This is a genomic window from Staphylococcus sp. HMSC034G07, assembly GCF_001835975.1.
GTDB classification, from domain to species: Bacteria; Bacillota; Bacilli; order Staphylococcales; family Staphylococcaceae; genus Staphylococcus; species Staphylococcus ureilyticus.
Genome location: NZ_KV826593.1, coordinates 408,331 through 434,814, shown reverse-complemented (window position 1 = coordinate 434,814; position 26,484 = coordinate 408,331). Strand labels below are relative to the sequence as shown.

Genomic DNA, 26,484 nt, shown 5'->3' with positions numbered 1-26,484 from the left:
ACCTATATTATTGTAACAACATTAAACAGTTTAAGTTAGTATTTTGATTGAATCTAAGCATAATTCAGCATTAATTATTAAAAATGCGAGCATTGATAAACAAATGTAAGTAAGTTATTATAAAAATGTAAACGCTTGCATTTTGAATGTTTTAAGTTTATATCAGTATTTATAAATTTAAAATAAAAGATATAAAAATTTTGAATTTAAACAGAATTCGGTAGGTAACAAAGGTTTGGGTGACTAGGAAAAAGGGGTACAGACTTAAGGTTCTGTGAAAACCACAAACATATTTTAAGCTCGTTCATCCTATATCAAGATCAAAGATGCAAGCGAGCAAAGTAGTGTTATAGACATTTGTAAATGTTTATAAATGAAATTTAATGTAACTTTAGCGAAGGGGATTTATATGAAAAGGATATTTTTAATAGGTAGTGCATTCATTGGTATCATCGTGGGTGCAGGGTTTGCTTCAGGTCAAGAAATACTACAGTATTTTACTAGCTTTGGAACGTTAGGTATACTCGCAGGAATTGTTTCTACCGTGTTATTCGCTTACGTAGGTATGATGTTAGTTTGGCTAGGTAGTATATTTAAAGCTGAAGGACATAACGACGTGATACATAAATTGACTGGTGGTACAATGTTTGGCAAAGTGATTGCATGGTTAGTAGACATTGTGCTCATTATTGCCTTATTTGGATTTGGTGTCGTTATGCTTGCAGGTGGAGGTTCGAATTTTGAACAACAATTTGGCATACCAGCTGTGTACGGTACCGCTCTTATGGTTATCTTAGTACTTGTATTTGGAATGTTACGTGTGGATAACGTTGTAAAAGTGATTGGTAACATTACGCCGCTATTGATTATCTGTATTGTTATCGTTGCGATATATTGTTTATTTACGATGTCAGGTTCATTTAGTGAATTGGATACATTGGCTAAAAGTCATACCTCAGCTGTCCCACATTGGTTTATCGCAGGTGTGAATTATGTCTCACTTAATGTAGGATTAGGTGCATCAATGTCAATTGTCATGGGAGGAAATGAGAAAAATAGTAAAATAGCGGCATGGGGCGGTTTAGTTGGCGGTATAGTATTAGGTTTAATGATTATGATTAGCCATTTGGCAATTTTTTCTAAGATTGAAACAGTTGGGCACTTGCCGTTACCAATGTTAGGATTAGTCAATGATATTTCACCTATATTAGGCGTATTCATGTCAATCGTTATTTATTTAATGATTTTTAACACATGCCTAGGTATGTTTTACTCATTAGCTACACGTTTCACTGAAATTGAAACGAAACAATTTAAAATATTTTATACGATATTCACTTTAATCGGTTTTGCAATTAGTTTTGCAGGTTTTACAGATTTAATGACATTTTTCTATCCAGTAATTGGTTATATGGGAATCATTATTATAATCGTATTAATTTATGCACCATTTAAGGTGAGACGAATAAAAAAACAAGGTAAATCATTGCAAGATTTGTAAAATATCATATGAAAATAGGTATATATTTTCATAGTGTAAATGTTAAGCTAGCAGGTACGTATAAGAAATGATAACTATTGAAATCCGAAAGGAGCCAATCGCAAATGGTTTATGTGGCATTGTTGTTACTGATAATAGCGATTATATTATTGATTTATTCTATTGCACTGCTGATGGGGAAAGATGGATCATTATTTAGCTTGTTTACACATGAAGAAAAATCATTAAAAAAAGGACAAAAGCTAGCGATTTACATTGCGACAATTATATTGTTAGTAATTAGTATTGTATGGTTGCTAAATATAGTTTAAATGAATGGTAAAAAAGCTATTTAAGCATTACGTGTTGATAAGCTATCACAAATAGCTGACTCAAACACAAAATTTTAGATGTGCAATAGAGGAGGCTGGAACGGAGCACTTTGTCTCAGCCTCTGATTGTTAAATTAGCAGAAACTGACTGGCTCTGATGATATAAATGATAGCCTCAGTCAGGCACGGTCAAAATCAATATGTTGTATAAAAAGAGAACTAATCCATCTTTTGTATGGATTAGTTCTCTTTTGTATAAGTTAATTTGTAAGTCTTATTATTTTTGACGTGAAGGTGGTTGTTTGATATTTGGCACAATGAAAATTAATATTTTCTTAAGAAATTGACTTCTCTATCAAAGATTTGATGTACAACATACGTTTGAACTGCATTTAAAATGCGCTCAATAATTTGTGTTTTATTTGATAGAATTCGAATACTGAAACCATGTGTTGGCAGTTGCGTAATGCCAAAACGGCAATTATATACTTTTTGATAATGCTTGATGTGATCATATACATCATCAATAAAGGATTGATTTACTTCAGGATGTATGAAATAACATGAGCCTAAATGTGTATAGTCTTCCATATATCCTAGGCCATCAACCTTATTTTTAGTTGGATCAAGTAATAAATTATCAAAAGTTACGAGTTCATTATCAACATAAATTTCATTAAGCAGATGCATATATGTGTATGTGAAGGCTTTGTCTTCTTTTGAATAACCAGGTGTCAGTATATCTGTATAGAACAGTGAACCGCTAGCACTTAAATTAAACGTATTTTGTTGGAAAAATTTGGCGTTTTCAAATGCAATTATAGGATCGCCGACATATTCAATATAACCATTATCTTTAATGGTAAAATTTTGATATTGTTCGACATGATCATTTAATGTTTTATAAATTTTTGTCGCACCTTGTGAAGTTAGCGTCACATGTGCATTTTCTTCTGCTGTAAAATCCATCTTGTAACGGTCACCATCTAAATAACCACCGCCTACATTTACAATATAAAATGTAGGTATATCTGAGCCGTTTAAGTAGACTGGGCGTATGACTTTTAATGCTTTTTCAAAAAAGATATTACGCGCTACAGATTTTCTACCATTATTAAAAATGGTTAAATCTAATATGCCAGTCCATTTTTGTTGTGCATCGGCCATTAAGCTAAACCTTTAAGAAAGACGTCTTGATCTATCCATTCGATAACCTTATCTAAGCCTTCATCTGTTTTAAGATTAGTAAATGCAAATGGTCTTTTGCCTCGGAATGTTTCTGTATCTTCGGCCATACGTTCTAATGAAGCACCAACATATGGAGCTAAATCGGTTTTGTTAATTACAAAGAAATCAGATTTAATCATGCCTTGTCCGCCTTTACGAGGAATTTTTTCCCCTTGGGCAACGTCGATAATATAAATAGAAAAATCGACTAACTCTGGGCTGAAGGTCGCAGCAAGGTTATCACCGCCAGATTCGATAAAGATTAAATCGATATCGTCATTGCGCTCTTTTAATTCATCGATTGCAGCAAAGTTCATTGAAGCATCTTCACGAATTGCTGTATGTGGGCAGCCGCCTGTTTCGACACCGATAATGCGGTCTGCAGGTAACACACCGGAATTAACTAAAATCTTTTCATCTTCTTTTGTATAAATATCGTTAGTAATGACTCCGATACTAAATTCTTTAGATAATTGTTTTACTAATTTTTCGATAAGTTGTGTTTTCCCTGCACCTACAGGGCCACCGACACCTATCTTAACTGTCTCTGTCATTTTAAATGCCCTCCTAAGATATAAATATTCTTACGTTTACGTTTTCATGTTCCATCTGGTTGATTTCTAATCCGGGTGCAGTGATACCTAGTTGTGATTCATCTAATGTCATAATATGATTTCTCGTATTTTTCATAAAGGGAATCATATCATGCACGATTCTTTGACCAGCAGTTTGTCCTAAAGGAATTGCACGAACGGCGTTTTGTGTTAAACTCGAAACATTTTGGTATAAATAGTAATCGATAATCATTTCAATATCGACACCCAAATGGTGACCGAGCATCGTAAAACAAATCGCAGGATGCAATTTTGCATTTTTATTTTTGTTTTGCGTTTGATACCACTTTAACCATTCACTATCATAAAGTTCTGCTGCTAATTTGACCATGCGGTTACCCATTTGTTTTGAACCTTGTCTGGTTTCTTTAGGTAGGTTTTGTACAAAAAGTATTTTATCTAAATACAAGATTTTTTCTGTGTTCTGATGATTGAGTGCATCATAGACGAGACGCATCGTTAAACCATCAGCAAACGAAAGTTGTTCATTTAAGAATAATTCAAGCCATTGTTTAAATGATGCTTCATCATGAACAATATCTCTTTGGATATATGTCTCAAGTCCGAATGAGTGACTGAAAGCGCCTGTTGGAAATTGAGAATCACAAAATTGAAAAAGGCGCAAATGTGCATGATCAATCATGTGAATGACCTATATGTCTGAATGCTTGATTTACTTTTCTATCTTCGTGGCTATAGGGTATGCCTAATTCTTTCAGTAAATCCTCTACAAGATAGTCATATTGTACAAGCATCTCTGTTTCTGTGAATTGTGCTGGCAAATGTCGATTACCTAATTGATGTGCAATGTCACCCATTTCTTGTAATGTGCGTGGTTTGATAACTAATAAATCTTCTGAATTGACGTCTATAATTATCATATTTGTATCGTCTTGATATAAAATATCACCATATTGTAAATCGATTGGCTGTTTTAAACGAATACCAATTTCATTACCATGATCTGTTGTAACGCGTTGAATACGTTTCACTAAGTCAGAATTTTCAAGGTAAACTTTTTCAACATGTTTGTTTTTTTCATTTTGCGTAAGATTTGCAATATTACCTTTAATTTCTTCGATGATCATACTTTATCCTCCTAAAATAAGAAATAACGTTGTGTTAGTGGCAATTCAGTAGCTGGTTCACTTGTTATTTTCTCGCCATCGACAAATACTTCATAAGTTTGTGGATCCACATCTAGTTTAGGTGTAGCGTTATTATTTTTCATATCTGCTTTAGATAAATTACGAATGTTTTTAACTGGTCTTAATTTACGTTTTAAGCCTAAACTTTTACCAATATCATTTTCGTAAGCTGTAGACGAAACGAAAGTGATGGCAGTACTTTGCATATTACCACCTAATTGGCCGTACATATTACGGTATTTGAGCGGTTCAGAAATTGGAATAGAACCATTAGCATCACCGTTGATTGCTGTACTAATCATACCACCCTTAAGTACTACTTCAGGTTTAACACCGAAGAACGCTGGGTCCCACATCACAATATCTGCGAGTTTACCTTCATCAATAGACCCAACATATTCTGAAATACCGTGCGTGATTGCAGGATTAATTGTGTACTTCGCAATATAACGTTTGATTCGATTATTATCGTTATATTCACCGTCTCCTTCAAGTGCGCCACGCTGTTCTTTCATGCGATGAGCCACTTGCCATGTACGTGTAATTACTTCACCCACACGTCCCATAGCTTGAGAGTCTGAACTAACCATACTAAATACCCCTAAGTCTTGTAATACGTCTTCTGCAGCAATCGTTTCTTTACGAATACGTGAGTCAGCAAAAGCGACATCTTCAGGGATGGAAGCGTTAAGATGGTGTGTGATCATAACCATGTCTAAATGTTCATCAATGGTATTGTGTGTGTAAGGCAAGGTAGGGTTAGTGGATGATGGTAAAATATTTGAGTATGAAGCTGACTTAATCAAGTCAGGTGCGTGCCCGCCACCAGCGCCTTCTGTATGGTACATGTGTAACACACGGTCTTTAACTGCAGCCATTGTTTCTTCCATAAAGCCGGCTTCATTTAAAGTATCTGCGTGTAAGGCTACTTGAATGTCATAGTCGTCTGCGACTTGTAGAGCATGATCTAAGGCAGATGGTGTTGCACCCCAGTCTTCATGGACTTTAAGGCCAATGGCACCCGCATGTATTTGTTCTACGAGAGCCGTATGATTAACGGCTTGTCCTTTGCCAGTAAAGCCAACGTTTAATGGAATTTGTTCTGCCGCTTCTAACATGCGATGAATATACCAAGGACCTGGTGTAACGGTTGTTGCTTTTGAGCCTTCAGAAGCACCTGTACCTCCGCCAATCAATGTCGTTGTACCACTTTCTAGTGCAACGAGTGATTGTTCTGGGTTAATGAAGTGGACGTGTGTATCAAGTGCACCCGCAGTTATGATTTTACCTTCTGCAGCAATAACATCAGTTGTTGCTCCAATAACAATATCAACATTATCCATAATATCAGGGTTGCCTGCTTTACCAATTTTCATAATATACCCATTTTTCACACCGATATCTGCTTTGATTACTTTGTCATAATCTAAGATTAACGCATTAGTAATCACTAAATCTGCAACTTTTTTATCGTCTCTTGTTACGTTAGGGTTTTGAGCCATACCGTCTCGGATGGACTTACCGCCACCGAAAGTAGCTTCGTCACCATAAGTAGCAAAATCTTTTTCGACTTTGGCGAATAAATTTGTATCACCGAGTCTAACTGAATCACCAATCGTTGGGCCATAAAGACTTGTATATTGAGATTGCGTCATTTTAAAACTCATTTTTTATACCCACTTTCTTTATTAGCATTATCTTCAGATAAATTAGCTTCATCGATAATTTCTGAGTCTTTAGTATAATCATCAGGTTTAACTACACGGGTTTCGTCTATCGGACCATTTACTTTGCCATGGAAACCATAAATATTACGTTTTCCTTTATATTCTACTAATTGAATTTCTTTTTCATCACCTGGCTCAAAACGAACTGCAGCACCTGCGGGTATATCTAAACGTTTGCCATATGCGTGTTCACGATTGAAATCTAAAGCAGGATTCACTTCGTAAAAGTGAAAGTGAGAACCAACTTGTATAGGTCGATCACCTGTGTTTTTTACTGTGATGACTGTGGCATGAAGCCCTTTGTTAACATCGATTTCTGTACGCTTAACAATAATTTCACCTGGTTTCATCAAGTATCCTCCTTTAGACTATCGGATGATGGACAGTAATTAATTTTGTACCATCAGGGAATGTTGCTTCAATTTCTAAATCAGTTAACATATCTGCAACACCTTCCATGACATCATCTTCACTTAATATTTGTTTTCCATAACTCATGAGTTCTGCGACTGATTTCCCATCGCGTGCGCCTTCTAATAATTCAAAACTAATGATAGCAGCTGCTTCAGGATAGTTTAATTTTAATCCTCTTTGTTGACGTCTACGTGCTAAATCGGATGCAATGACTAACATTAATTTATCTTGCTCACGTTGTGTAAAATGCACGTTGTTCACTCCCTTTCCGAAACTGTTGAAAACAACACTTATGTATAAGTGTCTACATTTTTATAATAAAGGGTTGCTAGGCTAACTACAAGAATTACACATTAGTGAAAAATGCAAAAATAACAAATTCAGTAAAATTTGAAAGACTTTTAATTATAGGTTGTATGATATAAGATAAAGAACGTAAATTTTATAGAAATCAGGTGACATTGTGAATGCGATTCAAATATTATTAAAAAATATCGCGCAGGTTTTGTTGTTGAACAATGCATGGACAGGTTTATTTATCTTAATAGGCCTATTTGTAGGTAGTTGGAAAGTCGGTTTAATGGCACTTATTGCTAGTTTAATATCGTTATTATTAGCTAAATATACGAATTATTCAGAGGAAGAGATTAATAGTGGTTTAGCAGGGTTCAATCCAGTATTGACAGCAATTGCATTAACGTTATTTTTAGTACCTGAATGGTACAGCCTATTGATAGTCTTAGTTGCAATAGTCATAACAATGCCATTAGGATCTGCATTCAGGGAATTTTTCAAACCTTTTGGTGTACCAATGTTAACGATGCCATATGTGTTTGTAAGCTGGGTCGTTTTATTGATGTCTTTCCAATTCAAATTTGTAAACGCAGATGTAAAGATATTGCCTAACACAGTCAAAGAAATTACATTTTCGGGACATCAAATCGATTTTATCAGTGCCTTTTTATCAGGTTTTAGTGAAGTTTTTTTATTGAAAAGTGTTTTGGCAGGTACATTCATTTTAATTGGAATTTTTATTGCTTCCAGAAAAGCAGGATGCTACGCAATGATTGCTAATGTTATTGGCTTTGCAGCAGTTACAATACTCGGTGCAAATCATGATCAGATTAATGACGGTTTATTTGGTTATAATGTCATTCTTACAGTTTTAGCGTTAGGCGTGGCATTTAAAACTAGAATTCCAAGGTATATGAGTATTGTACTGGGTGTTTTACTAACAGTGGTTATACATGCAGGCATGATTACATTGCTAACACCATTTGGATTACCTGTCTTTACCTTACCGTTTATTATTGCTACATGGATTATGTTATTCGCAGGCAATAGTATGCGTGTACAAAAATAAATAACCACTGAGGCATGCGGTTTAATTAAATGTACAAACTAAGTATAATGAAAGAGGATGAACTTTGATTATGCGTTTATTATTTAATAAAAATTGTTGAAAAGAGGTATATTTATGAAAAAAATCATCACAGTATTAGCTTCTGCAGCAGTGATTTTGGCTGGTTGTAGTGGCTCTAACAGCGAGTCTAAAGGCAAAACTTTAGATGTAGAGTTACCTTTGAAAACGACATCTATCGCACCATATGAAACGGATGTGCCTGTGAAAATAGGTGCTGCAGAATCATTGTTTAAAGCGACATCTGATGGCAAAGTTCAAAAGTTGTTAGTTAAATCTTATGATCAAACATCACCGACTCAATTAGATTTAACATTAAAAGATAATATTAAATTCCAAAACGGCAAAAAGGTGACAGGCGAAGCGGTTAAAGCTAGTTTGGAGGAAAGTATTCAAAAAAGTGATTTAGTCAAAGGTTCACTACCAATCAAAGATATCAAAGTGAATGGACAAAAGTTGCAAATCACAACTAAATCCGCATATCCTGAGCTCATTTCAGAATTAGCTAGCCCATTCTCAGCTATTTATGATACTAAAGCTAAAGGAGATATCAATAAAACCCCTGTAGGCACTGGTCCATATCAAATCAAAGATTATAAACAATCACAGAAAATTCAATTGGACCGAAATAAAGATTATTGGCAAGGCAAACCTAAACTAGACCACGTCAATGTTACATATCAAGAAGACGGCAATGCCCGCACGAGTGATTTAGATTCTGGAAAAGCAGATGTTATTACAGATGTACCAGTTGAAAAAGTTAAATCATTAAAAGAGAGTGATAAGACAAAAATTTCATCTGTCTCTGGTTTTAGAACTGGATTATTATTATATAATCACACGAGTGACAAAATGACAAAGCAGGTTCGTGAAGCCTTAGATAAAGTCATTGATCGCAAGCGTATTACAGATAATATTTCAAAAGGTTATGCAACACCAGCAACTGGACCGTTCAACAATAAACTCGATTTTATAGAAAATAAAGATGTGCAAAAACAAGATATTGCGCAAGCTAAGAAAATAATGAAAGATGCTGGATACAGTGAAGCACACCCATTAAAGCTGACGATATCTACGTATAATGGTCGTCCCGAATTACCTAAAATTGCACAAGTGATTCAGTCAGATGCTAAAAAGGCAAATATTGATATCAAATTACGCAATGTGGATGACATACAGGGGTATTTAAAAGATAAAGAACAATGGGATGCCTCACTTTACAGCTTCGGTACAATCCCTAGAGGAGATACAGGTTATTTCTTTAACCAAGCTTATAAACCAAAAGGTGCAATTAATGCAGGGGGTTATGATAATCATAAGGTCGCAGCATTAATAGATGAGTTAAATAAAACAGTGGATAAAGAAGAACGAAATCGCATTACCAATCAAATCATTGATATTACAAATGATGACATCGCAAACAGTTATATTTCTTACAATGACAATATTGTTGGAATGAATAAGGATGTAGAAAATTTAACTTCAACACCAGAAGGTATTTACCTTATTGATTATAAGGTTGATAAAAAAGAATGATATTAAAACAGATACTTTCTAGAATTGGACAAATGATCATTGTATTGTTTGTCCTTTCTACTATTACTTTTATATTAATGAAACTTACACCCGGAGACCCAGTTGACAAGGTTTTGCACTTAGATGTAGCGAATGTTTCGAGTGATCAAATTGAAGCTACGAAAGAGCGATTAGGGCTTAATCAATCCCCGATAATGCAATATTTTCAATGGTTAGGTCAAATAATACAATTGAACTTTGGTACCAGTTATCAAACTGGTGAACCTGTGATTAAGGAATTGATTTTCTATACACCTCCAACCTTAACGATTGCAATATTAACGATAGTTATCGTATTTCTAGTTGCCATTCCTTTGGGTATGTTAGCAGCTAAGCGTTATCATACTTGGGTAGATACATGGATAAGAATACTGACTTCATTTACAGTAAGTGTGCCTTCCTTCTTTTTAGGAACGATATTAATTTATATATTTGCACAACGATTAAATATACTTCCTTCATCAGGTTTAGATTCCATTGCTGGTTATATATTACCTGTCATTGCATTGAGTGTTGGAATGAGTGCATATTATGTAAGATTGATGCGTTCGACTTTAGTTGAATTGTATCAATCTAAAGAAGTTGAAGCGGCTAGATTAAGAGGGATGTCAGAACAATATATATTATGGAAAGATTTATTTAAGCCAGCTATTATTCCCGTGATTACTGTATTAGGAATGTCTGTTGGGAGTTTAATTGGTGGTACGGTAGTGATTGAAAATTTATTTGGTATACCGGGCCTAGGTCACTTTCTTGTGGATAGTATTAGAGCGAGGGACTATCCGGTAGTACAAGGTGCCGTTATCATGATTGGATGCTTTGTGGTGTTAGCCAATACGATTAGTGATTTGTTACTTTTATGGATCGATCCTAAACGTCGTTTTAATAAAATCAATGATACATTAAAACGCCACGGTCAGGATGGTGATATGGAATGAAAGACATGAATAAAAGCAGTTTTATCTTTTACGTGTTTGGTATATACGTATTGTTGCTCATCATTGCTCAATTTTTTATTTCAACAGATAGTGCTTTGGAGGTACATTTGAATCATACACTAGAGCTTCCTAGTAGTTCACATTGGCTAGGTACAGATGATTATGGTCGCGATTTACTAGCAAGAGTAATCATAGGTGCTAGATATACATTAATCATCAGTTTAATCACATTGTTAATTACTGTAATAATCGGTGTACCATTGGGGCTTTTAGCAGGTTATAAAAAAGGCTTTGTTGATACTGTAATTATGCGTGTTATTGACATAGGATTAAGTATTCCAGAGTTTGTGTTAATGATTGCTATGGCAAGTTTCTTTAAACCTAGTATTTGGAATTTAGTGATAGCAATTACGATTATAAAATGGATGACATACACGCGACTGACACGTTCGATTGTAAGTAGTGAAATAGGGAAACCATATATTCAAATGGCTAAACTATTTAATGTACCAACACATCGTATTATTATTAAACATTTTTTCCCACAAGTGATGCCATCTGTGATTGTTTTAATGACCGTAGACTTTGGGAAGATTATACTTTATATTTCTTCACTCTCATTTCTAGGTTTAGGTGCACAACCACCTTCACCAGAGTGGGGGGCAATGTTAAATGCAGGTAGAGATTATATCAGTTCATATCCTTTACTATTGATTGTACCAGCATTTCTAATCACATTAACTATTTTATTGTTTAATTTAACTGGTGATGCATTGAGAGATAAACTTTTAAAAAGAAAGCGTGATGTAGATGGCTAATAGTAACCTTTTAGCAATAGCGAACTTAACCATCACAGATAACAGCGGACAAAGACTTGTAGATCAACTTGATTTAGCATTACGAAAAAGTAAAGTGAATGTTTTGGTGGGTGAAAGCGGTTCCGGAAAAAGTTTAACTGCAAAAGCACTTGTGCAACAAGTTCCTAATATGCTAACCACACATTTTGATTCACTAGTTTACAAAGGGCAATCCATCATAGGTGTGCGTAATTTACTAGGAAAAGAAATTGGATTTATATCTCAGGATTATACACATAGTTTTAATGATCATACAAAATTAGGTAAGCAATTACTTGCGATTTATAAAATGCATTATAAGGTAGACAAAACAACGGCTAATAAGTTTGTAAAACAAGCACTTAAATGGGTGGATTTAGATCCAGAAACAGTGATGCCGCGTTATAGATTTAACTTGTCAGGAGGTCAACTTGCAAGGGTGCAAATCGCCAGTGTTTTAATGTTAAAGCCAAGTGTTATTATCGCTGATGAACCTACAGCATCATTAGATGCAATCACTGGTTATAATGTGATGCATTTAATCAAGCACTTAGCGGAAGTCCATAAGGTGACTTTATTGATGATTACACATAATTTATCTCATGTGCTCGATTTTAGTGACTGGATTAGTGTTATTCAACATGGTAAGGTCATAGACTTTAACCATGTACAAGCATTTAAAGATGGGAATGTAAAACCATATAGTCTTAAATTATTTGATGCGCGTAGTCAGTTAAGGAAGGATGGCATAAATGATTAAGTTGAAACAGGTTAACTTTGCATATAAAAATGCGCCTATTTTAAAAAATATTAATTTAACTATATCTCCAAATGAAAAACTAGGTATTGTTGGTGAAAGCGGTTCTGGTAAGACGACTTTGGCCCATATCATGCTAGGATTATTAACTGATTACCAAGGTTATTATTCAACACAAGGATTAAGTATGCTTCCAATATTCCAACATGCATATGACAGCTTTAATCCCAAATTCAAAATACAAACCGCGCTTGAAGAGCCATTACGATATTACAAAGGTTCACAATCAACATCAGATATTCGCTCAAACCTAAAATATTTAATGTCATACATGCAGTTAGAAGAAGCATTATTACAAAAATTTCCAGACGAGTTAAGTGGTGGTCAGTTACAACGATTTAACACCATACGCACGTTAATGCTAGAACCTGATATGTTAATCTGTGATGAAATAACAGCGAGCTTAGATGTCATCGCTGAACAAAGAATGATAAAAGTTTTGAAAGATTACTGTGATCAAACAAACAACGGCATCATTATGATTTCTCATGATATCGCATTTTTAAATCAATTTGTTGAGCGTATTGTTGTTATGAAAGATGGAGAAATTGTCGATGATTTTATGATTACTGATTTATTTTCTGAAGATCGCCATAATTATACGAAAGCGCTACTTTCTCTATATTAAGCTGGGCAATAATTAAAGTACAATCAACAAATTTTTGTGGTTTGCTCAATATAAATGAAGTATAATATATAATTAAGCTCAGTTTAAATTGTAATTATATGAAAAGGGGATATTTAGAAATGAAAAAATTATTATTACCATTACTTGCACTTATTTTGGTATTAGCAGCATGTGGTAATCAATCAAATAATGAATCATCAAAAAGTAAGAAAGAAACAAAGACGTATGTTCAAGATTCAGGGGATAAAGTGAAAATTCCTAAAAAACCTAAACGCATTGTCGTACTGGGGGCTACTTATGCAGGTGGCTTAAAACAACTTGATGGGAACATAGTAGGTGTAGCTAACATCGTGAATGATAGCAAAGTGTTAAAAGATAAATTTAAAGATGTCAAAAAAGTAGACGCAGAGAATGTGGAAAGTGTCGCAAAATTAAAACCAGATTTAATTATTACTTACAATACAGATAAAAATTTAAAAAAATTAAATAAAGTTGCTCCTACAATTGCTTTTGATTATTTGAAACATGATTACAAAGAGCAACATCAAGAATTAGGGAAAATTATAGGTAAGGAAAAACAAGCGAATGCATGGATTGATAAGTGGGATAAAAAAACAAAAAATGATGGTAAAACAATAAAAGAAGCTATTGGTGAAAACACAACAGTTTCAATTATTAAAGATTTTGATAAAAAAGTGTATGCACTCGGTAAGACATACGGTCATGGTAGTGAAGTGTTGTATGATGCATTTGGCTTAAAAATGCCAGAGAATGTTGAAAAAGCTACTAAGAAAAATGATTTAGCTGATATCTCTGAAGAGGAAATTCCAGATATGGCGGGTGATTACGTGGTTACACCTGTCGCTAAAGGAACTAAATTATCTTTTGAAAATAAAGATCTATGGAAAAGTACCGAGGCTGTCAAAAATGGACATACAATTAAAGTAGACGAGGGTATTTATTGGCTAAATGATCCTTACTCTTTAGAATATGAACGTAAAGATTTGAAAGATCAATTATTGAAAAAGCAATAAATATAAACCGGATTAATTTTATAAATTAAAACCATTTTAGTTACTATTAACAGTTTAAACACTAATAGAATTGAACTTATTTTATTAGTAGTTGTTGTTAGTACACTAAAATGGTTTTTGTATTATGCTCAATGATAAATAATGTCCTAATTATATAGGGTTGATGAAAGCATATATAATTTTTAAAATGTTTTAAAATGAATGTAGGCAAATGGTTTAGAAAATAACAAAATGATTAGCTGTATATAGTAAGGGATGTGAGTATCTAGTCTTTAACTCGATATTTTTATCCTTTAAACTAGAAAGAAAATGCTAAAATGTTGAGTATATTGAATGATATAGATTGCCAAATTTATTGTTGATACCAAGTATTTATATAGGTAGTGTTAGACAAAACCCAGAAGCTAGAATTAATATTTTTTGTACAACATCATTTAAAAATTAATTAATGAACTAAAGAAACTTTCAAATGTATGGTTAGTGGGGAGATATATCATGAAAAAAGAACAAAAAGTGGATAACTGGATTAAAATGACGAAATATATACATTATATTGAAGCGATGATCGAGAGGAAATTGAAAGAACAATACCATCTAAGTATTAAAGAGTTTTATGTATTATATGAAATTTATAAGTCAAAAAATAAAAAATACAAGATCAATGATTTGATAAAAGTGGTTGATTTAAGTCAAAGTGCGATGTCTAGACTTATTGTAAGGATGGAAAATACAGAGACTGCGCTTGTATATAGACAAGAGTGTGTAGAAGATCAACGAGCCATGTATATTTACTTAACTAGTAATGGAGAAAAAGTAACCCAAAAAGCACTTCATACTTACGACCAATTATTAAAGCAAGTGAATTTAAAGAGTATTAGAACACTAGCAAAAATGGATGATAGTGATTAATGTTTGTCGTATGAAATAAAAATTTTAAAACTTTACGCTATTGAAATGTAAAAATGATTAAGTCATGCGTTCTAATGTATTTTATGTTTTACTATAAGTGTGTAATACATTGAAAAATTTGAAAAGGGAGAGAATGCTGATGGAAATTAACGCTGCATGGCTCAATTTACCAGTACAAGATTTGGAAACAAGTGAAAAATTTTATGATACGATTGGGTTTACAATCAAAAAACATAAAGACATGATGAATAAAATGCGAGGTATTCAAACGAAAGATGGCCAAATCATTATGCTGATAGAAAAAGAACAATTTGAAAATGTTTCTAGACTTTCATCTATAGGTAGTAATGAAGCATTAGTATCACTTTCAGTTTCAACAAAACCTGAAGTTGATACGTTGGTTTCATTGGTTGAACAGGCAGGTGGAAAAGTACTCGAAACAGGCACAGAACATGAAGGGTATTATGGGGCGTTATTTAGTGATATAGATGGCCATTTGTTCAATGTTATTGTAATGTAATGACTTACAAGACAATCTCATCTTTGAATGATTTGTACAGGAATGGAAGGTGTAACATTTGATAAAAGCAATAGCGGTAGATAAAGATGGTACTTTTTTTAAATCTGATAATACCTTTGATGAAGCTTATTTCAATAAAATTTTTAAGAGCATGATGGACAGGGATATGAAATTTATCATTGCTAGTGGAAACCAATATGCGCAATTGCGTTCGTTTTTTCCTGACAAAGATCAGCAGATAGCATATATAGCCGAAAATGGTGCAGTGACGTATCAAAATAACAAGTTAGAAGCGGCTGAATATTTTGATCAACAATTGGTTTTTGACGTTTTGAATTTGATCATTAATCATTATCATATTGAAGATATTGTGTTAAGTGGAGTTAAAACGGCTTATGTATTAGAAAGTGTGAGTAACGACTTTTTATCATTTTTATATAAATATTATTTTAATATAACAAAAGTTACAGACTTTAACACAATTAATCAAGATAAATTTGTTAAAATTGCGCTTAGAATTAAAGACCCACAATTTTTAGATGAAGTGATGAGAGGCTTGACTGAACAATACGGAGAAGAAATAAAGCCAGTAACGAGTGGAAATGATAGTCTAGATTTAATATTACCTAAAGTGAATAAAGGTGTGGCGATTAAAACACTTTTAGATAAATGGAAGATTCAATCTCATGAATTGATGGCTTTTGGAGATGCAAATAATGATATAGAAATGTTAGCTATGACGCCAAATAGTTATGCAATGGCTGAATGTAGTCCAGAAGTGGCTGAAGTCGCAAATTACAAAGCACCATCTAATGATGAATCAGGTGTGTTGCAAGTCATTGAACGATATTTAAAACAAGCTAACAATATGACAAACTAAAACAACGACAAAAAACTCATTATTCCATTACGACATATCCTTACGAGAGATTTGTTAACAGAATAATGAGTTTTATTAATGGTGTAACATTATTTTATAATAAGTACAGGAATATTTGCGCTATTAGCGATTTTATGAGTAACATTACCTAGTACATTTTTTATGTCTGGTTTGGCACGTTTATTACTCATAACGACGATATCATAGTTGTTTTCTTCGATTTCATTTAATATTTCTTGTTTAATGTAGCCAGAACGAAACTTCACTTGGATTTTTAAGCCGAGTGATTCTAGTTTTTCTACAAAAGGTGATATCTCTTTGCCTTTTTCTTCAGCTAATTCTTCAAAATGTTTGCCATCATAGCGAACTGAGGTTTGTAAATCACCTTCAGGTATCACGTTGAAAATAGTGATTTTTGCATTATCAACACCAGTAGTTAAATTTTGTAATTCTTGGGGAACATTATTAAAAGAATTATCAAAGTCATATGCTAACAATATATTTTTATACATTTTAGCGCCTCCTTCAGTAATTATTTACCCTATATAATAAAAAATTATCATAATTTCACTATTAATATTTTACAATAAATAATTCGATTAGAAAAACTAAAATATTTTACACATCTAATCCTATGATATCACTGACATGATTATATCCATTGTTTTGCAAATATTGTACGAGTTGTTTGTTCATCTTTTTAGTTAATCCGGGGCCTTCAAATACGAGAGAACTATAAATTTGCACCAATGATGCACCATGACGTAACATTTTGATGACATCATTCACTGTGAAAATACCGCCCGTACCAATGATTAAAAACTGCCCCTGCGTTTCCCTATATGCTTGTGCAATAAGTTTTAAATTACGTTCGAATAAAGGTTTACCACTTAACCCACCAGTTTCTTTTTGATTAATGGAGTGTAACTGTTCGCGTTTTTGCGTAGTGTTAGCTAAAATGATGCCATCAAACGTTTGTGTGATGGGTTTAAGCATTTGTGATAAGCCTTCTGGACTAAGATCAGATGTTAATTTAATAAAAATAGGTACATCTAGTTCATGCTGGATTTTGTAATTTTGTATAGCAGAACATAATTGAGAAAATTCATTTTTATCATGAAAACTTTGCAAGTTTTCCGTGTTAGGCGAACTGATATTAACAGTGAAAAATGTAACGTCATTTTTAAATGTGTCGATGACTTTTATATAATCTTGATAACGTGATTCATATGGTGTTGTTTTATTTACACCTACATTTATACCAATAGGTGTATGGTAACTAAATTTTCTTAAGTTGCTCAATGCTTTGTTCATACCTAAATTGTTGAATCCCATACGATTGATCAGAGCATGGTCCTCTACTAAACGATACATGCGTGGTTTAGCATTGCCAGGTTGTGGTTTAGGTGTTATTCCACCTAATTCTAAAGCACCAAAACCTACTTTATCTAATGCTTTAGGAACTTCACAAGATTTATCAAATCCTGCAGCTAATCCAATTGGATTTTCAAAATGTATCCCTTTCATATTTTGCGATAATATCGGATGTTGATAATGAAATAATTTTTCAAGTATCGGCAACAATTTAGTATGCTTTTGTGGGATTTTAAGAGCATTTATCGTCATGCCATGCGCCTTTTCAGGGTCTAATTGAAATAATATAGGTTTAATTAACTTGTACATGTTGTCATCGCTCCATTTGTTTAAATTAGTAGTAGATGAAATGATTTGTCTTTAATAGACTAGCATTTTAGCATTCATATGCCTAGTGTAAATAAGTAATGTTAATACAACCTTCAAATTATTGGGGAAGACATTGATTTTGATTAAATTTTATATTAAACGGTAATAGTATAATTGTGTGATGGAATGATGGAGGGATAATATTATGAAAACACAATGGCAATCACAACTACCATTAGACAACATACGGTCTATCGTACCAGTAAGTGGTGGAGACGTTAACGAAGCATATAGAGTAGAAACATCTCAATCACCATATTTTTTATTAGTACAGCGTCAGAGAAGTAAAGATTTTTTTGCTGCAGAAGTCGCTGGGCTCAATTTGTTTGAGAAATCTGGCATCACTGCGCCAATCGTTATTGATAGTGGTGAAATCGATGGTGATGCCTATCTGTTGCTAAGCTTTTTAAATGAAGGAACACAAGGAAGCCAAGCCGAGCTTGGAGCCTTGGTGGCTAAAATGCATCAACAACAGCAGCCAGATGGTAAGTTTGGCTTTGATTTACCATATGAAGGTGGTGATGTATCGTTTAATAATAATTGGTCAGACAGTTGGATGACTATATTTGTTGAACGACGTTTAGATCATTTAAAAGATAGATTGGTAGATCAAGGTCTATGGATAGAGGATGATGTAAAAACTTATCATAAAGTGAGAGAAAAAATTGTAAGTTCATTAAGGGATCATACGAGTAAACCATCATTATTGCACGGTGATTTATGGGGTGGTAACTATATGTTCTTAGAAAATGGCCAACCTGCATTGTTTGATCCGGCGCCACTATATGGTGATAGAGAGTTTGATTTAGGTATAACCACTGTGTTCGGTGGTTTTACTCAAACTTTTTATGATGCTTATAATAAGCATTATCCTTTAAGTAAAGGTGCGAATCAGCGATTAGAATTTTATCGTTTATATTTATTAATGGTGCATTTATTAAAATTTGGAAGTATGTATGCAGGCAGTGTAGATCGCTCCATGGAAAACATATTAAATGGTTAAACATGATAAAGATGATTTTCTATTGTTATAAAGTGACGTTACACATTGTATTCACGATGAATATACAATTTTTAAAAATGAAATAGACGGTAATAGTCATTTAGAATGATGAGATTAGTATAAAATTAAATATGATGAACTGAATCATTAGTATATTTCAATCTAATTGATACAAAGAAAACCCGTTAAGCATTTTCTGCTTGACGGGTTTCTTATTAATCTAAATTTAGCGTGCCCATTTCTTCACGCAATTTATAAACTTTATCAGGCGTAACATCTTCACCTAAAGGATCCACAACTTTTAAAGTGGAAAATGTGTTAACGACTTGGCCACGAATCATTTGAAGATATTCTTGTCTTAATACTTGCTGTTCTTGTTTTTCTTCTACAGTCAAAGGCTGTACTTTTTCTTTATTTGCTAATTGGTTAATTCTATCTAGTAGTTTCATAAATTTTGTCCTCCTGTAAATGTCGAGGTGGAAAGTGTGGGATTATTTCATTGCCGACCTCTGTTAATATATCTTTATAAGTTCTGTCGTTGGTTATAAACTGCAACATGATATGATTGGTTCCGATGCGTTCGTACGCTTTTAGGATGTTTAACAAAGTGTTTCTTCCTAAGCGATAACCACCTTTAACTGGCTTTACAAGTTCATTTGGATTCGCTGATAAATCAATAACCAAAGGATGCATAAATGGTTTGAATGTTTCATTTTGATGCCATTGCTGTAATAATGCTTTTTGTTGTTGGAATGGTTGAGGATAAAATAACCACCCATCCAAATGCGTTTTTAACCAATCCATATGTTGTTTGGCGTATCCTGTTGCGAAAATTGGAATATGCTTATGCTTTGGTAATACTTGTAGGCCAGAATCTTCATACAGTTCAAATAAATGATTTGACGTTTGTGGTGATGATGATTGCCATAGTTCTTTTAAAGATGATACAGCTGATTGAAAATGTTGACTTAGCTCATTCGGATTGATTTTAAAAGTTGGAAATTCAAATTGCCGATCTCCAGTAGCAATCCCTAATAATAATCGCTCGTTTGATATTAAATCAAGAGAAGCAGATGCTTTAGCTATATGCACAGGATGACGTAATGTTGCAACAATACTAGATGTTCCGAGAGCGATTTTGGATGTGTTGGCAGCGATAAAAGTTAAAAATACAAACGGATCGTAGTTTGTCGTTACATTACCAAGATGCGGACTATATAAAGGACTATCTCGCACAAATAAGCTTGTGAATCCAAGTCTTTCAGCATATTGAACTAATGCTATTTGTTGATCAAACGGCAATGCGATATTTTCAGAATCGTCAAAGGGTAACATTAATCCTAAGGTTAAATGTTCCTGTTGAAAAGTTCGTTTGAAACCATTGTGTGTTTGAATTGTTGTCACGTCTATCCCTCCTCTTCAATCATATTAAACAACGATTGTAAACTAAGAAACATATGTTGTTTAGATTGATTATATGTCACGACTTATTATAATGCAAACAACATGTTTATAGATTCATTGTATAAACAACAACGTGAGCAATATGTTGTTTAAGTTATTTAGTTAATGTCCCAATGATTGTTGAATTTGTGAATGAATATTAACGATTTATAAAATCATAATGAAACATTAATGATTATTGATTAAAATCTTAAAATTCTGTAAATTTAAAAAGTAATATCTTTTAAATAGGAGGTACTTTTGTTGAAAAATATTTTAGTTAGCATCGTTATAGGTGTTCTATTATTTTTATCAAGCGCTATCAATGATGAGACGCAAGCACAAACGCAAAATGGAACTTTGCCAGATTCACAACAGAGTAATGAACACAACCAAATAGGTACTGCCACGCCAAGGGTAATGCTACCAGGTGAAAATAGACATCAAATTAAAAATACTCGAACGAGTCATTACCAATCAATTGGCTACATAGAAAAAGGAGAAATGATTGCTACCGGTGTGGTTATTGGTAAAAATACAGTGCTGACGAATAAACATGTAGCGGATAACAATAATGCAAATCTGTCGTTTGCGCCCGCTGCTGAAAATGAAAATAGTTTTCCGTACGGTACTTTTAAGGCAAAAGAAGTGATAGCATATCCTGGTGATGCTGACTTAGTAGTTATTCATTTTAATAAAAACAGTGAAGGACAATCGGTTGGTGATGTTGTGACACCTGCCACTATTGGAGAATCTACCACTGTGTCGAGCAATGAGCCAATAACAGTTACTGGTTATCCAGGTGACAAACCTTTAGCAACGATGTGGGAAAGTTCCGGTAAAGTCAAAAGTAATAATGATAACATATTGACGTATAGTGCTAGCACATTTGGTGGGAATTCAGGCTCACCTGTCTTTAATGATAATAATGAACTAATCGGCCTACATTACGGAGGAGTGGAAGGAGAAAGCAATAATGCAGTGGCGATAACAGGTGAAGTATTAGAATTTATCAAGAAACACAATGTTTAAACAATTGTTGTACTCAAATATATTATCCCCCTCGTGATAATAAAGTTATGATAACTGATGGTTTAACGAGGGGGTGAATGTTTACAGAACAACTATTTTCATTGTCTAAACTCATTGTATGTGAATTATTTTTGTTTTGAAAGTTGTGATGTAATGAAGGGTAATGACTTGTTGATATACGTTTCAGCAGGCAATTTACTTGAATGAAACCAATGTTTGGCAATGCCGTATAACCCCCATGAAAGAAAACGTGCACTTGTAGCAAGCGTTTCTCTATCTATATCTTTGTGTTCATCAGACATTAATTTTAAAAAAATATCTTCTAATTCTTCTTTAATTCTTTTTTCGACAATTTCACCATATGCTTCACTGTTTAGACGGCACTCTTCGTGCGTATCTTGAATATAGCTAGTGATTGTAATAAAACATTGACACAATGCATTTTCATTTAATTCTGCAACCATACTGAGTGATTGATTTAAATTTTTTAAGATTGTTTCAGACAATGTATAATCCATAATGTCATATTTATCGTAAAAATGAGCATAAAAAGTAGCGCGATTGACAGTAGCACGTTCGGTGATATCTTTAACTGTAATCGATACTAACTTTTTTTCTTTTGCAATTTCACGAAAAGCATCCATTAATAATTTCTTTGTTCTTATAATACGGGGATCTATATGAGTATGATTCAATTGATTACACCTCTATATTTGTTATTAGCATCAGACAAATTATCTTGCTTTACGCACAAGTTGTCAATAAACATAACTGACTATAACATTATTTTATTTCTATTTTACGATTATTTATTTTACTATTTAAAAAACAATAGATAATGATACCAAATGTGATGATCATAATACCAACGATACTCAATATATTTGGTAACGCTAAACCTAAAAGTAACATTTCACCAATTAATGTAAAAACGATTTCCATCGCTTGTGTTGCTTCAACTGCAGCTAACTTAGTTTGATTGTGTTTTATCATATTTGTAGCATAGAAGAATAATGTTGTTGCGATAATACCAGAGAAAATTGCAACTAAGAAAGTTTGCATGATTTGATTTGAAGATGGCGGTCCTTGCCTAGCCAATCCAATGAGAAAGATGAGCAACCATAATGGTAAGGTGACTAAGGTCATACCATAAATCCGTTCAATCGTATTTAAGTCATTGCCAACAAGCACCATCATTTTACGATTGCCTAATGGATAACAAAATGCCGCAACGATTAACGGTAAAACCGATAATAAAAATATATGCAAGTCTATATTTGAAATGTGTGGTATTTGTACAATAATAACACCTAGAATCATAATGCTCGATGTAATTAACGGGCGCCATGCGATTCGTTCTCGCACTTTAATTGTAGCTGTATCTTGTTGTATGTATGTGTAGAAAAAAGGAGCAGTGAGAAGGCCGCAAATAATAGTTAATTGCCATGTTGCAGAAATAAGCCAGCCCGGGCTATAATTTGATACAAAAGTTATAGGCACATAGAAAAAGACAAAGGCAAGAGAACTCCACAATAGCCACGCGAAAAAATGTTGTTTAATATGCAACAGAACAACATGATGGCGGGTTTTATGCTTCCCAATAACCATTATTAATAAAAACGGAAACATAAAAATAAAACGTAGTGACGCACTAAAAAGCCAACTTCCGCCGTCGTTAGACATTGCATGGTTTAATATGAATGTAATAGAAAAAAAGAAAGCAGCTAATATACCAATTAAAATTGCTCGCATTTAAGACCACCTCAAGTTGTTTAATGATACTAACTTACCAGTTTTTTTAATTACAGCAAACATAATTCGTACAAATAAGATGATATTTTATAAAAAAATAAGTGAATTTTCGGAAAAATAAAAAGCGGATGCAATGGAAAAGTAGTATGATAGATTTAACAGTAGTATAAAAAGACAGAGCAATATAATTGAAAGCATGTTGTTGCGATTTAGGTAGTTGTGTTTAATAATAAAATATTAACTTCAAAATGATACTTAGATAAAGTTAGTACAATTTATATTTATATAAGAAGATTGGAGTGTGTTAAATGACTAAAAAAATAATCATGGATTGTGACCCAGGTCATGATGATGCGATAGCATTGATTCTTGCAGGTGCGAAACATAGCACGCTTGATATACTAGCAGTGACCACTGTAGCTGGAAATCAAGCAGTTGAAAAAAACACCAAAAATGCACTTAATGTATTAGAAGTTATGGGAAGACGAGATATCGAAGTATCAGTAGGTGCTTCACGTCCGCTCATAAAACCTGCTTCGTTTGCTTCTGAAATTCACGGAGATTCTGGATTAGATGGACCTAAATTACCAGAAGTACCATCGTTGAAACCAACACAATATCACGCTGCAGATGTAATCATTAAAACATTGAAACAAAGCTCTGACCCTGTAACAATTGTAGCAACGGGGCCGCTTACTAACGTTGCTACCGCATTAATTAAAGATCCTAGTATTGCTCAATACATTGATTCTATTACTATCATGGGGGGCGGTACTTTCGGAAATTGGACACCTACTGCTGAATTTAATATCTGGGTAGATGCAGAAGCTGCTACACGTGTATTTGAAAGTGGTATTAACATTAATGTTTTTGGGCTAGACGTGACACATCAAGTTTTAGCAACAGATGAAGTTATTCAAAGATTTAGTGCTATTGATAATAAAATATCCAAATTTGTTGTTGAACTACTAAAATTTTTCAAATCTACGTATAAAACGCATTTTAATATGGATGGCGGTCCTATTCATGATGCGTGTACAATTTTATACTTATTGCAGCCAGACTTATTTACCATGCAACAGACACATATCGACATAGAACATCAAAGTTCACTCACTTACGGTACAATGTCAGTCGACTTAAATAATGTTACAAACAAAGAAAAAAATGCATATTTTGCTACATCAGTAGATGTTGAACGCGTTTGGACTTTGATGGAACATATGTTAGAAAGTTATAACGTGTAATTTAAATGAATAGGTATTGCTTCATAAATTTTGAAGATATTAATATACATCACTTGTAAGAATGTGCGCATTAGCATTTCTTAAATTTTATTAAAATAATAGAAAAGCATAGAGCTTAAATATTTGTCACTGAAAATAAACGTCGGTTTCTAGTAAAATAAATTAGAAATTGACGTTTATTTTACATTAATGGTATCAAGAGATTTTCATATCTGAATTCAATGGATATATGTTTACTAAAAGTGTTTTGATATTTTTGTGCCATTCATTTAGTACGAAAGTATGAGAAGATTTTAAGTTGAATAATTAGCAAAATATAGATGAAAGCATTTATTATGATATTAATATCATAATTTAAAAGGTGAATCAGATAGTGAAAAATACATTTAAAATGATACTATTATTAATTATTGTGTTAGTGCCGTTAATACTATTATTAACAAATATAGATACGGTACAACGATATATAAGAGAAAATTTAGTGCAACAAAATGATGGAAATAAAGATGAAAAAGAAACAGATAGAAGTATTTTTAATATTAGTAGAGAGACAGAATCTTTTGGTGATTATGAATATAATGACTTTGATGGTAAACACTATGGCATCGACTATGGTATAGCTAAAAACACACCAGTAACTGCCGCAACAGATGGTAAGGTAACTAGAACTTTTGAAAATGAGTTAGGTGGTAAGGTAGTGCAAATTAGGGAAGAAAATGGTGTATACCATCAATGGTATATGCATTTAAATGAATTTAAAGTGGAACCTGGAGACAAAGTTGAAGCTGGAAAAATCATCGCACTTTCTGGTAATACTGGTTCTCAAACTTCAGGACCGCATCTACATTTCCAAAGAATGAAAGGTGGCGTTGGCAACGATTATGCGGAAAACCCAAGAAAATTTATAGAATCATTGCCAAAAGGTGAAAAAAGTTTGTATAAGCAATAAATGTCTAGAAAATATTTTAGCCTATCACGGCACAATTTACCAAATAATGTAATGATAACAATATGGTAGAACAAAATTATTTTATATAATTTTGTTCTACCATATTGAAGGCATAGTTAGGAACTATAAAATTAACTTATTAAGAAGTTGATTTATCTATAACTGAGTCAATAGAATCGTAATTTAATAAATTTCGATGAATTGCTTCCCACAAGTAAAATGCTCCATATGAAGCATATGGATGCCATTGTTTTGCACAGAGAGTGAGCTGTTTTTTTCTTTCTGCGGTTGAGGTTTGATATAGCCATTGTGCAGCTCTCTGTAAACCTACATCAAAAATGGGCAATATATTTTCGCGTTTTAATGTAAAAATTAAAAATATTTCTGATGTCCAACGACCAATCCCTTTGACCTGTGTTAAAACTTGTTTTACAGTTTTATCATCTAATTCATGTAAATTAGCAAAATCCAATTTATTTTGTTCTATATATGCAAGCAAATTTTGAATATAGTTGATTTTAGTTTTTGAAAGACCAATATGTTTCATTTGTGTTTCCTTCAAACTTAAAATCGATTCAAGGGTCCATTGATTGTGTATAGCATCTGAAAATTTTTGGAAAATTGCTGAAGCGGCAGTATTGGTAATTTGCTGTCCAATGATAGAACGAATTAACGATTTTAGCGGATTGGTACGTAGTGTTATTTCTATGTTGCCAATTTGCTTTATAAGTTTTGCAAGTGTCTCATCTTGATTCATAAGTGTTTGTACAGCCGGATCATTTATATCAATTTGCCACTGAGTCATCGTACTCACAC

General features: G+C 33.2%; 30 protein-coding genes. 16 read left to right on the top strand and 14 right to left on the bottom strand.

The window, feature by feature from the left end; genetic code table 11:
• The first annotated feature begins 409 nt into the window (after positions 1 to 409).
• Positions 410 to 1,501 carry a YkvI family membrane protein gene (locus HMPREF2586_RS03310; RefSeq protein WP_046206685.1) on the top strand — a complete coding sequence of 364 codons (1,092 nt, stop codon included), beginning with the start codon at positions 410 to 412 and terminating at the stop codon, positions 1,499 to 1,501.
• Positions 1,502 to 1,605: 104 nt separating this feature from the next.
• Positions 1,606 to 1,812 carry a hypothetical protein gene (locus HMPREF2586_RS03305; RefSeq protein ID WP_046206686.1) on the top strand — a complete coding sequence of 69 codons (207 nt, stop codon included), beginning with the start codon at positions 1,606 to 1,608 and terminating at the stop codon, positions 1,810 to 1,812.
• A gap of 324 nt (positions 1,813 to 2,136) precedes the next feature.
• Here the strand turns inward: HMPREF2586_RS03305 and HMPREF2586_RS03300 are convergent, their stop codons facing one another.
• The 7 genes from HMPREF2586_RS03300 to HMPREF2586_RS03270 are packed head-to-tail and all read right to left on the bottom strand — an operon-like array spanning position 2,137 to position 7,194.
• Positions 2,137 to 2,979, bottom strand: a complete 843-nt coding sequence (locus HMPREF2586_RS03300) for an urease accessory protein UreD (RefSeq protein ID WP_046206687.1) — start codon at positions 2,977 to 2,979, stop codon at positions 2,137 to 2,139.
• Entirely contained in the window at positions 2,979 to 3,593 is a 615-nt protein-coding gene (gene ureG / locus HMPREF2586_RS03295) for an urease accessory protein UreG (protein ID WP_046206688.1), read from the bottom strand. Before ureG ends, HMPREF2586_RS03300 begins: the two co-directional genes overlap by 1 nt.
• A 13-nt stretch (positions 3,594 to 3,606) precedes the next feature.
• Complete coding sequence (locus HMPREF2586_RS03290) at positions 3,607 to 4,296, bottom strand: urease accessory protein UreF (RefSeq protein WP_046206689.1); 690 nt, start codon at positions 4,294 to 4,296, stop codon at positions 3,607 to 3,609.
• Positions 4,289 to 4,741 carry an urease accessory protein UreE gene (gene ureE / locus HMPREF2586_RS03285; RefSeq protein WP_064209209.1) on the bottom strand — a complete coding sequence of 151 codons (453 nt, stop codon included), beginning with the start codon at positions 4,739 to 4,741 and terminating at the stop codon, positions 4,289 to 4,291. Before ureE ends, HMPREF2586_RS03290 begins: the two co-directional genes overlap by 8 nt.
• 11 nt (positions 4,742 to 4,752) lie before the next feature.
• Positions 4,753 to 6,468, bottom strand: coding sequence for an urease subunit alpha (gene ureC, locus HMPREF2586_RS03280; protein ID WP_064209210.1), 1,716 nt, complete (start codon positions 6,466 to 6,468; stop codon positions 4,753 to 4,755).
• On the bottom strand, positions 6,465 to 6,878 hold the full coding sequence (locus tag HMPREF2586_RS03275; protein ID WP_070658020.1) for an urease subunit beta: 414 nt from the start codon (positions 6,876 to 6,878) through the stop codon (positions 6,465 to 6,467). The genes ureC and HMPREF2586_RS03275 overlap by 4 nt, the downstream gene beginning before the upstream one ends.
• A gap of 13 nt (positions 6,879 to 6,891) precedes the next feature.
• Complete coding sequence (locus HMPREF2586_RS03270; protein WP_046206693.1) at positions 6,892 to 7,194, bottom strand: urease subunit gamma; 303 nt, start codon at positions 7,192 to 7,194, stop codon at positions 6,892 to 6,894.
• A 211-nt stretch (positions 7,195 to 7,405) separates the two neighbouring features.
• On the opposite strand from HMPREF2586_RS03270, the gene yut reads away from it, so the two are divergent.
• From yut to HMPREF2586_RS03220, 10 genes are all read left to right on the top strand, one after another.
• A complete protein-coding gene (yut, locus tag HMPREF2586_RS03265) occupies positions 7,406 to 8,305 on the top strand; it encodes an urea transporter (RefSeq protein WP_070812633.1) in 900 nt (299 codons plus the stop codon).
• Between the two features lie 114 nt (positions 8,306 to 8,419).
• Positions 8,420 to 9,898, top strand: a complete 1,479-nt coding sequence (nikA, locus tag HMPREF2586_RS03260; RefSeq protein ID WP_070658018.1) for a nickel ABC transporter substrate-binding protein — start codon at positions 8,420 to 8,422, stop codon at positions 9,896 to 9,898.
• The gene (gene nikB / locus HMPREF2586_RS03255) at positions 9,895 to 10,875 is read left to right on the top strand and encodes a nickel ABC transporter permease (protein ID WP_070037252.1); all 981 of its coding nucleotides are present in this window, start codon (positions 9,895 to 9,897) and stop codon (positions 10,873 to 10,875) included. Before nikA ends, nikB begins: the two co-directional genes overlap by 4 nt.
• Positions 10,872 to 11,693 carry a nickel transporter permease gene (nikC, locus tag HMPREF2586_RS03250; protein WP_046206697.1) on the top strand — a complete coding sequence of 274 codons (822 nt, stop codon included), beginning with the start codon at positions 10,872 to 10,874 and terminating at the stop codon, positions 11,691 to 11,693. Before nikB ends, nikC begins: the two co-directional genes overlap by 4 nt.
• Positions 11,686 to 12,471 carry an ATP-binding cassette domain-containing protein gene (locus HMPREF2586_RS03245; protein ID WP_070812632.1) on the top strand — a complete coding sequence of 262 codons (786 nt, stop codon included), beginning with the start codon at positions 11,686 to 11,688 and terminating at the stop codon, positions 12,469 to 12,471. Before nikC ends, HMPREF2586_RS03245 begins: the two co-directional genes overlap by 8 nt.
• Positions 12,464 to 13,156, top strand: a complete 693-nt coding sequence (locus tag HMPREF2586_RS03240) for an ABC transporter ATP-binding protein (protein WP_070658016.1) — start codon at positions 12,464 to 12,466, stop codon at positions 13,154 to 13,156. Before HMPREF2586_RS03245 ends, HMPREF2586_RS03240 begins: the two co-directional genes overlap by 8 nt.
• A 119-nt stretch (positions 13,157 to 13,275) precedes the next feature.
• Entirely contained in the window at positions 13,276 to 14,190 is a 915-nt protein-coding gene (locus HMPREF2586_RS03235) for an ABC transporter substrate-binding protein (protein WP_046206700.1), read from the top strand.
• 495 nt (positions 14,191 to 14,685) lie between these two features.
• Positions 14,686 to 15,099: a MarR family winged helix-turn-helix transcriptional regulator gene (locus HMPREF2586_RS03230; RefSeq protein ID WP_064209217.1), complete on the top strand. Its 414-nt coding sequence runs from the start codon at positions 14,686 to 14,688 to the stop codon at positions 15,097 to 15,099.
• A 139-nt stretch (positions 15,100 to 15,238) separates the two neighbouring features.
• Positions 15,239 to 15,619, top strand: a complete 381-nt coding sequence (locus HMPREF2586_RS03225) for a VOC family protein (RefSeq protein ID WP_070658015.1) — start codon at positions 15,239 to 15,241, stop codon at positions 15,617 to 15,619.
• 58 nt (positions 15,620 to 15,677) lie between these two features.
• Complete coding sequence (locus HMPREF2586_RS03220; RefSeq protein ID WP_070658014.1) at positions 15,678 to 16,499, top strand: Cof-type HAD-IIB family hydrolase; 822 nt, start codon at positions 15,678 to 15,680, stop codon at positions 16,497 to 16,499.
• Positions 16,500 to 16,588: 89 nt separating this feature from the next.
• On the opposite strand, the gene HMPREF2586_RS03215 is transcribed toward HMPREF2586_RS03220, so the two are convergent.
• A complete protein-coding gene (locus HMPREF2586_RS03215) occupies positions 16,589 to 17,011 on the bottom strand; it encodes a universal stress protein (RefSeq protein ID WP_070037261.1) in 423 nt (140 codons plus the stop codon).
• Positions 17,012 to 17,117: 106 nt separating this feature from the next.
• Complete coding sequence (locus tag HMPREF2586_RS03210) at positions 17,118 to 18,182, bottom strand: quinone-dependent dihydroorotate dehydrogenase (protein ID WP_064209220.1); 1,065 nt, start codon at positions 18,180 to 18,182, stop codon at positions 17,118 to 17,120.
• Positions 18,183 to 18,387: 205 nt separating this feature from the next.
• On the opposite strand from HMPREF2586_RS03210, the gene HMPREF2586_RS03205 reads away from it, so the two are divergent.
• Entirely contained in the window at positions 18,388 to 19,245 is an 858-nt protein-coding gene (locus tag HMPREF2586_RS03205; RefSeq protein WP_070658013.1) for a fructosamine kinase family protein, read from the top strand.
• 215 nt (positions 19,246 to 19,460) lie between these two features.
• Here the strand turns inward: HMPREF2586_RS03205 and HMPREF2586_RS03200 are convergent, their stop codons facing one another.
• Together HMPREF2586_RS03200 and HMPREF2586_RS03195 are read right to left on the bottom strand one after the other, a co-directional pair.
• Complete coding sequence (locus HMPREF2586_RS03200) at positions 19,461 to 19,694, bottom strand: DUF896 domain-containing protein (protein ID WP_046206707.1); 234 nt, start codon at positions 19,692 to 19,694, stop codon at positions 19,461 to 19,463.
• On the bottom strand, positions 19,678 to 20,649 hold the full coding sequence (locus HMPREF2586_RS03195; RefSeq protein ID WP_070658012.1) for an LLM class oxidoreductase: 972 nt from the start codon (positions 20,647 to 20,649) through the stop codon (positions 19,678 to 19,680). Before HMPREF2586_RS03195 ends, HMPREF2586_RS03200 begins: the two co-directional genes overlap by 17 nt.
• A gap of 303 nt (positions 20,650 to 20,952) precedes the next feature.
• Between HMPREF2586_RS03195 and HMPREF2586_RS03190 the strand changes: the two genes are divergently transcribed.
• The gene (locus tag HMPREF2586_RS03190; RefSeq protein ID WP_080937841.1) at positions 20,953 to 21,720 is read left to right on the top strand and encodes a trypsin-like serine peptidase; all 768 of its coding nucleotides are present in this window, start codon (positions 20,953 to 20,955) and stop codon (positions 21,718 to 21,720) included.
• Between the two features lie 125 nt (positions 21,721 to 21,845).
• Here the strand turns inward: HMPREF2586_RS03190 and HMPREF2586_RS03185 are convergent, their stop codons facing one another.
• Together HMPREF2586_RS03185 and HMPREF2586_RS03180 are read right to left on the bottom strand one after the other, a co-directional pair.
• A complete protein-coding gene (locus HMPREF2586_RS03185; RefSeq protein WP_103161494.1) occupies positions 21,846 to 22,415 on the bottom strand; it encodes a TetR/AcrR family transcriptional regulator in 570 nt (189 codons plus the stop codon).
• Between the two features lie 88 nt (positions 22,416 to 22,503).
• The gene (locus HMPREF2586_RS03180) at positions 22,504 to 23,472 is read right to left on the bottom strand and encodes a DMT family transporter (protein WP_070658011.1); all 969 of its coding nucleotides are present in this window, start codon (positions 23,470 to 23,472) and stop codon (positions 22,504 to 22,506) included.
• A gap of 308 nt (positions 23,473 to 23,780) precedes the next feature.
• Between HMPREF2586_RS03180 and HMPREF2586_RS03175 the strand changes: the two genes are divergently transcribed.
• Both HMPREF2586_RS03175 and HMPREF2586_RS03170 read left to right on the top strand, forming a co-directional pair.
• Positions 23,781 to 24,719: a nucleoside hydrolase gene (locus HMPREF2586_RS03175; RefSeq protein ID WP_064209225.1), complete on the top strand. Its 939-nt coding sequence runs from the start codon at positions 23,781 to 23,783 to the stop codon at positions 24,717 to 24,719.
• A gap of 391 nt (positions 24,720 to 25,110) precedes the next feature.
• Positions 25,111 to 25,668, top strand: coding sequence for a M23 family metallopeptidase (locus tag HMPREF2586_RS03170; protein ID WP_226857789.1), 558 nt, complete (start codon positions 25,111 to 25,113; stop codon positions 25,666 to 25,668).
• Positions 25,669 to 25,807: 139 nt separating this feature from the next.
• Here the strand turns inward: HMPREF2586_RS03170 and HMPREF2586_RS03165 are convergent, their stop codons facing one another.
• On the bottom strand, positions 25,808 to 26,473 hold the full coding sequence (locus HMPREF2586_RS03165) for a DNA-3-methyladenine glycosylase family protein (RefSeq protein WP_046206712.1): 666 nt from the start codon (positions 26,471 to 26,473) through the stop codon (positions 25,808 to 25,810).
• Positions 26,474 to 26,484 lie beyond the last annotated feature (11 nt).

Bases quoted from the DNA above. Each gene is read 5' to 3' on its own strand.
- nikB (WP_070037252.1), top strand. From the start codon at position 9,895: ATGATATTAAAACAGATACTTTCTAGAATTGGACAAATGATCATTGTA.
- HMPREF2586_RS03235 (WP_046206700.1), top strand. From the start codon at position 13,276: ATGAAAAAATTATTATTACCATTACTTGCACTTATTTTGGTATTAGCA.
- HMPREF2586_RS03275 (WP_070658020.1), bottom strand. From the start codon at position 6,878: ATGAAACCAGGTGAAATTATTGTTAAGCGTACAGAAATCGATGTTAAC.
- ureC (WP_064209210.1), bottom strand. From the start codon at position 6,468: ATGAGTTTTAAAATGACGCAATCTCAATATACAAGTCTTTATGGCCCA.
- HMPREF2586_RS03215 (WP_070037261.1), bottom strand. From the start codon at position 17,011: ATGTATAAAAATATATTGTTAGCATATGACTTTGATAATTCTTTTAAT.
- HMPREF2586_RS03205 (WP_070658013.1), top strand. From the start codon at position 18,388: ATGAAAACACAATGGCAATCACAACTACCATTAGACAACATACGGTCT.
- HMPREF2586_RS03245 (WP_070812632.1), top strand. From the start codon at position 11,686: ATGGCTAATAGTAACCTTTTAGCAATAGCGAACTTAACCATCACAGAT.
- HMPREF2586_RS03290 (WP_046206689.1), bottom strand. From the start codon at position 4,296: ATGATTGATCATGCACATTTGCGCCTTTTTCAATTTTGTGATTCTCAA.
- HMPREF2586_RS03300 (WP_046206687.1), bottom strand. From the start codon at position 2,979: ATGGCCGATGCACAACAAAAATGGACTGGCATATTAGATTTAACCATT.
- HMPREF2586_RS03310 (WP_046206685.1), top strand. From the start codon at position 410: ATGAAAAGGATATTTTTAATAGGTAGTGCATTCATTGGTATCATCGTG.
- HMPREF2586_RS03240 (WP_070658016.1), top strand. From the start codon at position 12,464: ATGATTAAGTTGAAACAGGTTAACTTTGCATATAAAAATGCGCCTATT.
- HMPREF2586_RS03180 (WP_070658011.1), bottom strand. From the start codon at position 23,472: ATGCGAGCAATTTTAATTGGTATATTAGCTGCTTTCTTTTTTTCTATT.
- HMPREF2586_RS03200 (WP_046206707.1), bottom strand. From the start codon at position 19,694: ATGAAACTACTAGATAGAATTAACCAATTAGCAAATAAAGAAAAAGTA.
- nikA (WP_070658018.1), top strand. From the start codon at position 8,420: ATGAAAAAAATCATCACAGTATTAGCTTCTGCAGCAGTGATTTTGGCT.
- ureE (WP_064209209.1), bottom strand. From the start codon at position 4,741: ATGATCATCGAAGAAATTAAAGGTAATATTGCAAATCTTACGCAAAAT.
- HMPREF2586_RS03225 (WP_070658015.1), top strand. From the start codon at position 15,239: ATGGAAATTAACGCTGCATGGCTCAATTTACCAGTACAAGATTTGGAA.
- HMPREF2586_RS03305 (WP_046206686.1), top strand. From the start codon at position 1,606: ATGGTTTATGTGGCATTGTTGTTACTGATAATAGCGATTATATTATTG.
- HMPREF2586_RS03175 (WP_064209225.1), top strand. From the start codon at position 23,781: ATGACTAAAAAAATAATCATGGATTGTGACCCAGGTCATGATGATGCG.
- HMPREF2586_RS03170 (WP_226857789.1), top strand. From the start codon at position 25,111: ATGATACTATTATTAATTATTGTGTTAGTGCCGTTAATACTATTATTA.
- HMPREF2586_RS03230 (WP_064209217.1), top strand. From the start codon at position 14,686: ATGAAAAAAGAACAAAAAGTGGATAACTGGATTAAAATGACGAAATAT.
- ureG (WP_046206688.1), bottom strand. From the start codon at position 3,593: ATGACAGAGACAGTTAAGATAGGTGTCGGTGGCCCTGTAGGTGCAGGG.
- HMPREF2586_RS03210 (WP_064209220.1), bottom strand. From the start codon at position 18,182: ATGTACAAGTTAATTAAACCTATATTATTTCAATTAGACCCTGAAAAG.
- nikC (WP_046206697.1), top strand. From the start codon at position 10,872: ATGAAAGACATGAATAAAAGCAGTTTTATCTTTTACGTGTTTGGTATA.
- HMPREF2586_RS03165 (WP_046206712.1), bottom strand. From the start codon at position 26,473: ATGACTCAGTGGCAAATTGATATAAATGATCCGGCTGTACAAACACTT.